Annotated in this window: 8 protein-coding genes; all 8 read right to left on the reverse strand. The window is 44.4% G+C overall.

Annotated elements, in window-relative coordinates:
- Positions 1–86 precede the first annotated feature (86 nt).
- The 8 genes from IEY34_RS37545 to IEY34_RS15530 all read right to left on the reverse strand — a co-directional run bounded on the left by IEY34_RS37545 (position 87) and on the right by IEY34_RS15530 (position 13453).
- Positions 87–2945, reverse strand: coding sequence for a family 16 glycosylhydrolase (locus IEY34_RS37545; RefSeq protein ID WP_189012779.1), 2859 nt, complete (start codon positions 2943–2945; stop codon positions 87–89).
- 571 nt (positions 2946–3516) lie between these two features.
- Positions 3517–5586 carry a family 20 glycosylhydrolase gene (locus IEY34_RS15500; RefSeq protein ID WP_189012780.1) on the reverse strand — a complete coding sequence of 690 codons (2070 nt, stop codon included), beginning with the start codon at positions 5584–5586 and terminating at the stop codon, positions 3517–3519.
- 21 nt (positions 5587–5607) lie between these two features.
- Positions 5608–7254, reverse strand: a complete 1647-nt coding sequence (locus IEY34_RS15505) for an extracellular solute-binding protein (RefSeq protein ID WP_189012781.1) — start codon at positions 7252–7254, stop codon at positions 5608–5610.
- Positions 7255–7293: 39 nt separating this feature from the next.
- Positions 7294–8181 carry a carbohydrate ABC transporter permease gene (locus tag IEY34_RS15510; protein ID WP_229757664.1) on the reverse strand — a complete coding sequence of 296 codons (888 nt, stop codon included), beginning with the start codon at positions 8179–8181 and terminating at the stop codon, positions 7294–7296.
- Positions 8182–8197: 16 nt separating this feature from the next.
- On the reverse strand, positions 8198–9148 hold the full coding sequence (locus IEY34_RS15515; protein ID WP_189012782.1) for an ABC transporter permease: 951 nt from the start codon (positions 9146–9148) through the stop codon (positions 8198–8200).
- A gap of 191 nt (positions 9149–9339) precedes the next feature.
- Positions 9340–10749: a response regulator transcription factor gene (locus IEY34_RS15520; RefSeq protein WP_189012783.1), complete on the reverse strand. Its 1410-nt coding sequence runs from the start codon at positions 10747–10749 to the stop codon at positions 9340–9342.
- Positions 10742–12511, reverse strand: coding sequence for a sensor histidine kinase (locus tag IEY34_RS15525; RefSeq protein WP_189012784.1), 1770 nt, complete (start codon positions 12509–12511; stop codon positions 10742–10744). Before IEY34_RS15525 ends, IEY34_RS15520 begins: the two co-directional genes overlap by 8 nt.
- A 69-nt stretch (positions 12512–12580) precedes the next feature.
- Complete coding sequence (locus IEY34_RS15530; RefSeq protein ID WP_308423021.1) at positions 12581–13453, reverse strand: HAMP domain-containing sensor histidine kinase; 873 nt, start codon at positions 13451–13453, stop codon at positions 12581–12583.
- Between the last annotated feature and the right edge of the window lie 588 nt (positions 13454–14041).

Raw genomic sequence — 14041 nt, forward strand, 5'->3', positions numbered from 1 at the left:
TAGTCCTCCCACGAGGCGTATAATAGACCACGGGGTAACCCCCAATGGCCTATTTCTACTTATTTTCATTCCCAATACGTGCTTTTTTAATTTGTTGCTAAGCTTAGATTATCAACATGGATGATTCCTGTTTGCTGCTTATACGTACTAAGCACAACGCGCAGTTGACTACTCGAAGGAGTCAGGATAAGATTTAGTATTTTGGAGGAATTCGTATAATCCTGGGCAATGATTTGTGACCCACTGTACACATAAATGTAGCCATATGTCGGGTCGCCTGTGCTCCAGATATTACCCGTTAGCTTGTAGGCTTGGCCAGGCGTAACAGTTACGAGCTGCTCCACTTCGGCAATATCCGCGGGGGTAGGATGTAAATTCAACGTTCCTCCAATAACATCCGCAACACCCGTTTGAATCGTTTTCCATCCTTGCGTGGAATCATTGACAAGTCCAGAACTAAAATTGCCGTTTAGAAGCAAGTTCACTATTGCTCCGCCAGAGGTCGTGACGCTCACCGTGCTGCTGGCTGGGGAGGTGTTGCCTGCCGCATCTTTGGCTTTCACATAGTAGCTATACGTCGTGTTCGCAGTCAAGCCAGAAACCGCATAGGTTGTTCCCGTCACTGTCGCATATAAGGCATTGTTCTGATATACCTCATATGCCGTTACGCCTACATTATCCGTCGAAGCCGTCCATGACAAGTTGGCGCTCGTATTCGTCGTTGAAGTGGCTGTCAGGTTCGTAGGTGCTGTCGGCGCTTGCGAATCTAACACTGGTCCTTGAGTTGACGTGCATGGAAAAACGCAATATCCGGGATACTCTTCGTTCGCCGCCCACCCCGTCATCGGATAAGACTCTTGTTGGGTCATGGCACCAGACGTGCTGTACGGTTTGAAATTCACATAGTCAATGAGCAACTGGGATTTGTCAAAATTCGCTTTTCCACCCCAATTTTTGGGGAACCAATACCCTAACCATAAGCGCCCTGGCTTGGTGGGAATGAAATTCTGTGCAGCTGCCGTATATTTGGTAACGCCATCAACCATGAATTGCACATAGGGAGCAACTTGATGAGCCGGGTCGGCAATCTGCCAAATAATTTTGTACGTATGCCATTGATCATCCGATACATTCAAACCTAAATCTGTGTAATTCGTATGATATTCCGTCTCATTTTCACCTTGCCACGTATTGAACAATGCTTTGTTAAATGTCATTCCTGTATGCGCTGGCCCAGGACGTCCCGGGAATTCCATGTCAATTTCGTTATTGCTTACCCAATAGTCCGCATTAGGATCTGCGTGAAATTGCTGGGCTTCGGGACTCGTAGCATCCATCTCCTGGTAGTGGAAGGTCCACAGAGCAGGTACGGCGCCATGCGGCAAGCCTTCATTGTTTGGCCCTGTAATCACCTTTGGAATTTTCATGCGAATCTCGTATTCGCCAGAGCCGTAGTAATGAGAGGTAGCAATCGCTGCACCCACTCGTTTACCGTCATTTCGCGGAACGCCATTGCTGTTTATGCCTAAAGGCAGTCCATTGTAATAGTCACCATGAGCCTCGAGCACCAAGTGCCCTTGACCGTCGAGCTTAACGTTGTCTGGATGTACTCCGCCGTTCCAGCTTTGCCCGTTCACTCTGGAATTGCCGAGCATGCCTCCCCAGTTCTTTTTGGCAACTTTCCATTTGCTGCTGTCCAGCCAAGAGCCATCGAAGTTGTCACGGAACTCACCTGTAGTGGTGCCCCATCTCGTGTTAATAGCATTCGCTGTCATCGGGCGGAAATCAGAATCCTCCCAGCCGTCGTCAGCAAATGTTTCTGGCGCCCACGTGTCGTTAGGTTCATGGTAGGGCTCGAATTCAAAATAATCGACAGCCATTTGCTTCACATCGAAGTTGGCCGAAGCGCCAGCCCAGGCGTCAGGGAACCAAACTCCCAACCATAGACGTCCTGCATTCGTTGGAAGTGTTGTAGTATTGGTTGCGATGTATTGATCATCAATATAGTAGTCAACCCTAGGCGTTTCTCCGTTGCCTCCCGTATGCCAACGATATTCAAATTTGTGGTAGTTGCCGTCCGCAACATGAATCCCTTTGGCGCCCAGATTGGCATAAATTGTTGTATATTCATTGTCTGCTTCGCCTGTAAATGTATTCAAAAGCGCTCTGTCGTAAGTTTGCCCCGTATGAGCCCCTCCCGGCCTGCCCGGAAGTTCAATATCAATTTCATGATTATAAGCGTAGTATTCCGGATAGGTACCACCAGCTTCTGGCAGCAGTCGACCTTCATTAAAGGCTCGAATGTATTCTGGATCCCCACTCGCGACATTGACGCCATTCTTATTGGCTACCGATCCGTAATATTCCTGATAATGAAAGCTCCACATGGTAGAAGCTACGCCGAGATCAGGCACAATCTTCGCGGACATCGTATATCTGCCTGAGCCCAAATAAGCTTTGCTAGCTATGGCTGCACCCACCCTTTTATTGCTTCGCTCCACCGTATCGACATTGTAAGGGAGATGATAGGGGGTGATGTCTTCCTTGTTTTTGTTTGGTTTGTATAAGCCCTTGACCGGACCATTGTACAAATCACCGTGCGCTTCAAGAATTAGGTTGCCGTTTTGAACTTTAACATTCTCAGGCACGACGCCGTTGTTATTCATCCCGCCCCATTGCTTAGCGGCGATGAGCCATTTCTTAGGATCCAACGTATTCCCATTAAAATCTTCCCTGAATATGTCGGTGCTTTCGTGCCCGTAATAGTCGTAAGCATGCGCACGTTCTTGCGGAAGCAGGCTGCTGAATAACGAAGATAGCATGACTAGTAAGCTTGCTTGAGCAAGTAAAGCTGCTTTCTTAGCAGTCGCTCTCTTTGCAATCGTTTTCTCTGTAACTCTTTTCTTTGCAATCGTATTCTCTGCAGTCACTTTCTTGGTAGTCATCTTCTTTAAAACCTGCCGCATCATCAATTATCGTCCCTTTCTGCTTGTGAATTTAACTCGTACACCCATCATTTACTGAGATGCCACCTTTCCTAATCAACACCACGCCTCTTTACGTGATAACCGCCTCCCTTCCCAATAGGCCTAAACTTTTGTTAAACAAATTTCATGATTAGAAAAACGGCATCGCTGCTCTGATACATCAGTCTCTTCTTAGCGGCAAAACCTAGTAAGAGGGAACTAGGGGACGCTAAATAGGCAAAAAGTAGGGATGCGAGGGTATTAGCGGAACTACAGGGTCTTATTTCCACAAAAGCGCTGAAATTTCCATGAAACAGCAAAATAGAGACCTGTAGTTCCCTCACCCTCCCGAAAATGACACTTTTGACTAGAATAGCGCACCGTAGTTCCCTCCGCGTGAGGCAGCTCGAGCAACTCCGCGTTCACTCCAAAACATATAAGCTCTTATATTTCAAGGATAAACGACTTCATCGTCCTTTGAGGACGAACGCGTTTGTCCAGGTAGATGCGAAGCAAAAGTATAAAACTTATACTTTCTACAGCCTATGGTCTAACGCACTTCAAGCGTTTCTGCTTCCACTTGCAATTGCCCACTTCTGTGCTTTTTGACGACTTGCGCTCGCACTTTGAATGGATGCAGCTTGGACATAACCATCTCTTCCGCCTCTGAGCGCAGCATCCAATCTGAACAAATCGCCAGCGCATGCTGCTCCCATTTCCCTACATCCGCCAATAAGCCATCCAACGCTTTCATTCCGCGCTGTATAATCACATCCGAGCCCAAAGGTTGGTTGGTCAAGTCATACATCACCCATTCCACTTCCCTGAGCGCAATGTCGAGCAGAATCACAAGCTCTGAGAACTTCGCTGCCGATTTAAGAAATGCCACATAGCGCTGCATCTGGGGATTCTTCATCTCACACTGATGAAGCAGCAGCTGCGCAGCAAAGTAATAGTGTGATTTAAGCGAATTCACACCTTGCTCCATCAGATGTATCGCTTTCAGCAAGTTGGGATCTCCCTCGGCGTACAGGTATGTCCACAGCGCTTCAAAGTCATCCCGGCTCGTTGATGTCTGCCAAGCACAACACGCATGTGCGGCCTGCGGCAGCCAACCGGTTTCCCACGGCTCAATAGAGGGGGACAGCGAATAAAATCGGGTCCATGCGGAAGAAATAACCCCGGATAACCCTGAATCCTTGGCATATTTCGCCCAAAATAATACGTTCTCGATTCTTTCATTTTGATTCGCAAACCATTGATTCGAATGATCTGCTCCTCTTGCGCAGGACGCTCCAAAAACTTCAACACCAAGCTCCTGGTACTCCCTAATCCATGGGATATTATTCGTTCCATACAAGGGATACTCTCCGGCGTCCCAGTAGGCACGAATTTTGTCCTGCTCGAGTTCCGGCAAATCTTCCAACCAATTCAATTTGGGAATCGCTCCGGGGTCCTTCTCCAGCCATTGTTTGGACGAGTAGTAGCTCCCTGCCCACCACACCCAATTGCTTCTGCCGTTATCATAATAGCTCCATGAGCAGATTGCAGTTCCTTCCGGCAGCTCCTTCAGTCGATACACGCATTTCTCCGAATGAAACATATCATCCCAAAGCATGGGCTTCTTCCCTTTGGACACCACATAGTCGGCTACTTGGCTCACATAGTCGATGAACAAATCCACCTTGGAGCGATCTTCCCGCCCCCTAGCCGAAGCTGTTTCTTGCAGCCAACCCTGACACCTCTCACATCTACCTAGAGCCATCGCTTCATCAACACCAATGTGAATATAACGGCTTGCGGGATGCCATGCCACAATCTCATCGATCATCTTCTTCACAAGTTCAAGTGACCCTGGATGACAAGGACATAGCTGAAACGTCAGTCCATCTTCACGCAGATGGGCATATTCTTGATGTTTAAGCATGTAATCAACATGGCCCAAGCATTGTATAAAGGGGATTACTTCCATCCCATAAAGCTCCACATAATCAAGCATGTCTCTGATTTCTGCTGATGTGTAGCCATTTTTTTTGTGAACATGAGGGATGCTTGCGTAAGGGAACTGGTCCTCATATTCGATTAAAAGGGTGTTGATTTTCAATCGCGCCAGCCTCTCCATGGTTTCTTGGACATAGGACATGAGGGGGACGCTGCCCTTGAAATCAAAGTGATGCCCGCGAACAGCAACATCAGGCCAATCCCTGCACGTCACATAAGGTAAAGCAAGCTTGCCTTCCTTCTCTTCGCTCATGGCTTTCAGCCATTGTTCCATAGCAAACCAGCCATAGAGAAATCCGCGATACGCATTTGCTTGAATCAGCATGCCCTGTTCACTGACAGAGCAAGCATACCCTTCGGCCTCTTGGGGAACATCGAGGATTTGGTGCTGCATATCCACACCTGAACAAGTTAATAGAATTCGCTCATATTCATCCTCGACAAGCTGAATATCCCAACTGCAGCTTTCCGTTAGAGCTTCCTTCATGAATTTCGCTGCCTGCATGGCATTTGCACCCGCGTAAATGACAAGCCCTTTTTCAGGAATAATCCAAGCTCCCGGATTCTGCTGCACTTGCTTAACTTCTGGGAAAAACGGCCGTTTGTCTGCTTTACTCATGATCTATCGCTCCTCAGAACCTTACTTCATGCCCAATTGTTGGGCCTTGGCATTGACTTCTTCGATCACTTTATCTAGTCCCTTGCCTTTGTAAGCATCCACTTCTTTGTTGAACATTTGCTCTACATCTTCTTTACCCGCCATAATTTTGATCAGCAAATCCGAATTAATGACGGAGAATTTATCTTTGGCTGGTGTGGATACAAGGGTTAGCTCCGGTGAAAATTCAGGAATTTTGGTGTTTGCTTTCACAAATTTCATGTAAGCGATGGCATCCTTTTGAAGATCCTTATTCAACCAGCTTTGATCATTAGCATCGTCCATCGCATAAGGTGTTTCCCAGGTAGCTAGCGTGTTAAAGACTAATGTGCTTGGATATTTCTCGCCAATAACCGTTTTCGGATCAGTCGGGATGATTTTTTGCCCGTCCAATTTATAATCCACATTTTCAAATCCATAATTCACAAGTCGTTTACCTTCTGGACTCAGCAGATAGTCATATAAATCCAAAATTCGCGTCAATTTCTTATCATCTATTTTCGCGTTAAAGTAACTTTCCGACCAATACGTTTTAAATACCGGGTGATAGCGGTTGCCATCCAAGCTTACCAATGGTTTCAACGACTTCACGACATCCGTAAACTTTTTATCTGGATACACCTTGTTGAATCTGTCTTTCTCGATTTTCTTATAGCCGTTCACATAACCACCGCTGACAACAATAGAAGCTGCTTTACCGGATGCGAACTTCTCATAATGCTGCTCTCCTTTTAACAACGGCAAATCCTTATCTATAATTCCGGATGCGAACCAGTCTCGTGCTAATTTCAAGGTCGGGATGGACGTTTTGCTAAAAATAGCAGGGATGTATTTCCCGTCCTCCTTGATCCATTTGGAGTCCGCTCCGCTGCCATCGGATGAAGCTAACGGATTGCTGTAGGTCCATAGAACATCCGGCGCTGTTTTGGCGAGCCCCGTTAAGCCAACCGGCTTTTTCCCTTCGGGATTCGAAGCAACGATCTTCACCATCATGTCTTTGTACTCGTCAAAGGTTTCCGGCTCTTTGGTTACGCCAGCGGCCTGAGCCCAGTCCCAGCGGTAGAAGATGACCCGGTCATTGGCATTATAATCCAGTGATGAATACGTACGGCGAGGAATCCCATAATATTGGCCGTTGATTTGCGTAGCTCGAATATCCTTAACGTCCAAGTAGGTGGACAAATTCGGATACTTCGTTAAATCCTTTGGAATCGGCTTAACAATGCCTTGATTGACCCAGTTATAGAACGTTGGCGTTCCAATCGCATCTATGGAGAAGATATCCGGCAGTGAATCGGAAGCTGCCCACAGATTAATTTTCTGGGCGTAGTCATCCCAAGTAATTCCCACCGGCTTGAAAGTTACATTAAATTTCTTGGACAAATATTGATAGATGGCATCGTCCTTCGCTTTGGCCAAGCCGGATTCAACATCCCATAGAGCAAGTGAGAGTTCGATTGTGTCTTTGTACTTGCTTTCATCAGGCTTTGCCGTACTTGCTCCAGCTTCAGCAGTCGGTACTGGGGTTGCTGCTTTTTGCTCGGTATTCGATTTACTGCATGCAGTTAGCGAAGTGGTGACCAGCATAGCCGCCATCAAAAAAGCAGCATTCTTTTTCAACATTTTCATCGTTAAAGCCTCCCTGTATTTTTTATACGAATTGTCGTCCTATTCTTTTAAGGACCCTACCATAATACCGCTGGCAAAATGTTTCTGAAGAAACGGGTAGACGAACAGGATGGGTAAGCTTGTCACCACGACAGATGCCATCTGTACACCCTGTACATAGATGCTTTTGCTGTCCCTGATGGCTGCGCCGATAGAGCCGATATCCGTATTGAAATTAATCAACAGCTCTCTAAGCAGGATCTGTAAAGGTACTTTAGAAGGCGAATGGATGAATAATAAGGAGTTATACCACTCATTCCATCGTTCTACCGCGTAAAATAAAGCAAAAGTAGCCATGAAAGGCGCCGAGATGGGAATAATAATTTTGATTAAAATGTAAATATCATTGGCACCATCTATTTTGGCTGATTCCTCTAAGCTTTCAGGCAGCGAGTTGAAATAGTTTTTCATAATGATGAGATAGAACGTGTTGATGCCAACCGGCAAAATCATCGCGAATAGGCTGTCAATTAAGCCCAAGTTCTTAACCAGCAAATACCACGGGATCAAGCCTCCGTTGAAAAACATCGTGAAGATAATCATAGATAAAAATAAATTGCGGCCAGGCAGTTGTTTTTTGGAGAGCGCATAGGCGCCAGTTACGGAAAGGAACATATTGAGCGAGACGCCAACCACGGTAATAAATACAGTAACGCCTAGGGAGCTGAAAAATTGTTCCTGACTCAAAATCGTTTTATAATTGCTCAAAACAAAAGATGTTGGAAATAGATAAACCTTCTTGCTTGTAATCGCATCAAAGGATGCGAAAGAGGAAATAAGAACCGTATAAAAAGGAAATATCGAGAGGATTGCAAAAAATCCTAAAATAATATTCGGTATCATACTCGACCATGATCGTTGACTCATTGAAGTGGGTGATGCCCTCACTGCTTCTTCTCCTCCTTTAAAAAAGACCTTGCTCCCCAAATTTCTTCACAACAAAATTCGCAAACAGCAGTAGAAACATGCTCGCAACGGACTTGATAAGACCAGCTGCCGCTAATAATCCAAAATTGCTTCCAACGGACATCGTTGTTCTTAGAATATAGGTGTCCACGGTGTCGCCTACATCGTAAACAGGCGAGCTGTACAAGTTGTAGATTTGATCGAAACTAACATTCATCATGAGACCTACGGTTAAAATAAATAGGATAGCCACCGTCGATTTAATGCCAGGCCAAGAGACATGGCCTATTTTCTGGAGCCGACTAGCCCCGTCCATATCAGCAGCTTCATACAGCTCTGGATTGATGCCTGCAAGCGCTGCCAAATAAATGATTGAATCCCATCCGATTTCTTTCCAAATATGCGTGATATAGATGAGCGGACGGAAGAACGACGGGCTCGTCAGCAGCGATGAAGATTCGAATCCGAAAAGACCGATAATTTGGTTGTAAACACCTTGTGAGCCCAAGATATTAGTAATAATGCCTCCTAATACGACCCAAGAAATAAAATGCGGAAACGTAAATACAGTCTGGTACAGCTTTTTCATTTTTTGCCCGGCAATCTGATTGATGAGAAAAGCGAGCAGGATCGGAATAGGAAAATGAAAAATCAATTTGCCAAAGCTTATGATGATCGTATTCTTTAGAGAACTTAGATACTGACTGTCATTCAGAATATCCTTAAAGTTCTGAATACCGGTCCAGGGACTTCCTGTAATGCCTTTGCTAAAATCGTAGGTCTTGAACGCTAGCGTCACACCATACATCGGAACATAACAAAATATGATATACCATGCAATTATTGGTATTAACATGATATAAAAATACTTATGGTAACGTATCCTTTCCCATAAGTTGGATCGTTTACGAACCTGCCTGTTCACGACTAAGTTCGTTGTTGTTTCCATAGGAACCCTCCTCAAGATGCAAACGTTTTCTTAACATAACTTTAATATAAGAAACGCAAAGGAAGTATAGACGATTTCCAACTATCCTATAGACAGTTTCAGGTTCCAGGAAATCCCTATTTCCTATTCGTAGATTCCTACATATCAAATCATGAAATCGTTCATATCATTTTGGATTTGTTCAGAAACAGTTATTTATTTTTCTTTTTGAATTCAGACGGGGTCAAGCCTGTCACTTTCTTAAATATGCGAGTGAAATAAAAATAATCATTAAAGCCTGACTTCTCACTCACCTGTTGAATGGTTAGATTGGCATTATGCAGTAGCGTTCCCGCGTAATCAATTCGCAATTTGCTTATATATTCCGTGAAATTAACGCCCATTTCTTTTTTGAATAAATAACTTACATAATTCGGCGTTACATAAAATAATTTAGAAATCTCGCTCAAATTGATGTCTTTATAAAAGTTTTCATTCACATATTGAGCAATCTCACGGATCGTTTGATGTTCAATTTCCATATGGACAGCTTGCGTGAAGGAGATAATATGTTGGTTTACTTGACGCCCAAGATCGGCCAGCATGTCATTCACATTCATATAAACAGAGCAAAGCTGCTCGAAATTATCAATTTCCACCTCTATTTGCATGGCAAGTCTGTCATTCGCATAATACACGATTTGACAATAGACCCAATAAGCATCTTTGACCGTACACTGCCCTCCTGCAAAACAATGCGTTAGTTCCTGAAAAGCATAATCAATCAATTTCAGATCTTTCTTCGCCATGGCATCTGCCATATCGCTCAAATAGCCTCGGAAGTTAGTAGAAGTTGGCACAATGTGATAGCAGTCCTTAGAGCCAGTTACAAAATGATGGAACGCAGAGATATTGGCTGCCTGCACGGCGTCTTTGAGTTCATGCAGCTTAATGTTGGTTGAATAGCCTGCTCCGCTATGCGGGAAGGATTTCACAGTCTCCATAAAAGCCTGAAAATCGGATTGGTTGATTACAAAAACCATTTTGCGGGGTCCTGTTTTCAAACTGCAAAATGGAACTTTCACTTCAAGGGGGACAAGTTTCTTGTCTAAAATTTGAATAACAGCCATTTCATTTCTATCTGCCTGTACGCCTTCACTGTGCAAGATGCCCTTCACTTTCTCATAGTCGGGCTCGCTTTGTCCAAACAGTAGATCGATGAATTCCAGATCATCGTTTTTTCTTCTAGCTTCGAGATTTAATCTCGCTTTTACTAAACACTCACCGATTTCATGTTCTTCAAACGGCTTTAAGCAGTAGCCGATTGCTCCATAACGAAGCGCTTTCTGTGCATACACGAATTCCGCATGTCCACTGGCCACAACGAATTGTACCGCCGAATCCTTGCTTATTACTTTTTTGATCAATTCAAGACCATTCATGCCAGGCATTTTAATATCGGTAATGACCAAATGCGGCTTATTCGTTTCTATGAAATCAAGCGCCTCATCCCCGCTATTCGCTTCTCCAATAATTTGAAACCCGAATTCCTCCCAGTTTATGCTATGCTTCAAGCTCTGTACAACCCACTCTTCATCGTCCACTAATAACACTTTAAACATAAGCTTCCTCCTTAAAAGGTAGATGAAAAATCACCTCTGTACCTTGATTTTCCTCACTATGGAGACTTAGGCCATAGGGTTCGCCATATATGAATTTAATCCGATTCGCCACGTTATTCATGCCTAAATGTTGATTAAGCTTGTTCGTCTCGTCTGGATTCTTGTTCATTGCTTCAAGCACTTCATCCCTCATGCCAACCCCGTTATCTTTGACAGTAATAACCAGTCTCTTATAGGCATCAATTTCAGCCTTGATAAGCAGCTTACCTTTGGCGGATAAGGGCTCTAGACCATGGATAATCGCATTCTCAACGATGGGCTGAAGGATCATCTTGGGTACTTTGCCTTTCATCGCAAGGGGGACAATATCCATTTCAATATCAAATCGATCTTTAAAGCGGGCTTTTTGAATGCGCAAATACGCGCCTACCATATCCAGCTCCTCCCGGAGCGAAACTTCCTCTGAACCTTTGATACTGTAGCGAAAAATACGGCTTAAATCCTGTACGATGTCTTTGATTTCATGAACGCCTTTGATAGACGCCATTCCTTTAATCGTTTCAAACGTGTTATACAGAAAATGCGGATTGATCTGGCTTTGCAAAAAAGCCAACTCCGCTTGTTTTTTATCGAGCTCAGCTTTATATAGCTGCACATCCGCATCGATCAGATCTTGCGTTAGAGAGTCGATTTCATCGAACATCCTATTTAATTTGGAAGAAAGAATCGTCATTTCGAAATAGCCGTTGAGCTTAATCTCTTGTCTAGGCGTTACGGTTTGTTGGGTTCGAATGCCTAAGATGAAATTCGTCATTTGGCGAATCGGTTTAATCAGGTTGTTCATGATAAGTGTAAAGGGAACGATGAGGATGAATATAGCGGTGAGCAGCATATAGAGCACTTTTAATCGCAAATCTCTAATTTCCGTATATAAGACTTTCTCAGGGATCGTACTAATAAGGGTACCCCCAATTTCTGGAAGCTTTTTTGTTTGAACAATTTGTCTTTCACCGTGTAATGTGAGCGTGGAGGGTTCATCTAATGCTGCCGCTGCTTCAAGAAAGTTAGCATTCCCTCCCACAGAAGCTGGATCATTCGATGAGAATATCTGCTGATCGCGATCTAAGAAATAAAACTTCATTTCTTCTTTACCTAGCTTAGGGAAGGAAAGTGAAGTGATTTTTTGGGCGTCTATGACTAAATAGCAATAACCTATTTGCTTGCCGATAGAATCGGGATCATAAATACCATAAACAGATACACCGGCAATAAAAAATTGGTTCCCCGGTATATTGGACCCATAATTAATTTCTTTCAGACCTGTGATAAAGGGGAGACTGCCAAATAAGTTTTGATACCTGTTCACATATTCATTCCCTCCATACGTGCTGAAGAAAGAACCTGAGTTTCCCACAACAATCACATCGACAATCCCGTCTTTCATTAATCTAGCATTATTTAAGACCGTGCTAATTTTTTTGCTATTTTCATATCTTTTATCGTATTCATTCTCCAGCATGTAGGACTGCATGTCAGGATTATAGGCAATATTCATCAGTATTTTAAGCATGCCATTACTATTGGCAGCCACATCTTGCTGGAATTGGGAAAGGAGATTTAATGTGTATTCGTTATTTTTCTTCTTACTAATATCTTTGTTTAGGGCATAAAACACACTAAAAATAAGGACGAGCAGAATAAGCGTTGAAGCTGCCAGAACCGCGAGCTGATTCCTGATTGTGAATTTACTAAACCACTGCACCCTCACTCCCCCTTTCACAGTTATTTCAACTATCATGTTAACAGTTCAAGATGTGATGACGCAATACAATCAGTCTGGTTTACGTTTGAACCTAACCGTCACTTTGAATAAGTCCCCATCCATCTCAATCTGCAGGTCTCCCCCTTGAAGCTCGGCGATGCTTTTGGCAATGGACAGTCCTAGGCCAGAGCCTTCCGTATGCCGGGATTGATCCCCGCGCTTGAAGCGCTCAAACAATTCCTCCACTTCAAAATCGATCTCGTACGCGGACACGTTTTTGATTGTGAAGACAACATGATCATGATCCTCGCGCAAATTGAGATGCACCCGGGTATGCGGCATAGCATATTTCAAAGCGTTGGAGAGCAAATTTTCAAAAATGCGCCACGTCTTCCGACCGTCCAAAGCCGCAGTAATCTGAGGATGCTCGATTTGGACGCGGAAAGACACTTCCGAGTTTTCTATTTTGTCGCTGAATTCGGCTAACGCCTGGCTCAGCAAGGAAGACACATTAACCGTTTCCATGTGCAGCTCGACGGCGCCGCTCGACATTTTGGAAGCCTCCAATAAATCGTCAATTAGCACCTTAAGCCTTTGTGTTTTTCGATCTACGACTTGGACATAGGACTCTATTGTATCCGACGGCAAATCCTTCTGTTTCAGCAGATCCACATAATTGATGATGGAGGTGAGCGGTGTTTTGAGATCATGGGAGACGTTGGCAATGAGCTCCGTTTTCAAGCGCTCGATTCGCATTTCCTTATCCAGAAGCGTCTTGAAGCCAATCTGCATCTGATTCAAATGCCCAGCTAGATCAGCCATGCTGCCCCGTCCTTTCACCGGAATGACATCGTGCAAATTACCGGCAGCCATCTGCTGGACGCCTGTGATGATCTGTTGGGACAGGCTTAGCCTTTTGTATGCAAAAGGAACTATTGTCACACTATAAAGGAGCACATAGCCTAGTCCAACAAACAAAAATTCAGGAGAACTATCTACCTAGCCTGCGGCTAGGTCATCAAGTCAAGCCAAGTCAACGAACCTTGGGACAAGCCCGAACCCCTAACGAACTCAATACCCTTTATTCGCTCAAAATCGCCCATTCAAAAAATCTAATGAATCCCAGAGGCTCTATTACAAGCAAACGACCACCTTTCCGCCTAAAATCTGCTCGATAGCGTCAATTCAGTTCATTAAATCTCCAAAGTAGCCAATTTCTCCTGTATAAGCATCCTACAGTTCATTAGGCCTTCTGAAACCGAAAACCGCCACAGCAGAGAAGTCTGCCGTGGACGCCAATAAGAAAAAACCTAGCCTGGCGGCTAGGTCATCAAGTCAAGTCAAGTCAAGCCGGGCCAAGTCAACGAACCTTGGGACAAGCCCCAACCCCTTACGAACTCAATGCCCTTTATTCGCTCAAAATCGCCCATTCTGAAAATCTAATGAACCCCAGAAGCTCTATTACAAGCAAACGACCACCTTTCCGCCTAAAATCTGCTCGATAGCGCCAATTCAGTTCATTAAATCTCC

It is taken from the genome of Paenibacillus marchantiophytorum (genome assembly GCF_014640555.1).
GTDB classification, from domain to species: Bacteria; Bacillota; Bacilli; order Paenibacillales; family NBRC-103111; genus Paenibacillus_E; species Paenibacillus_E marchantiophytorum.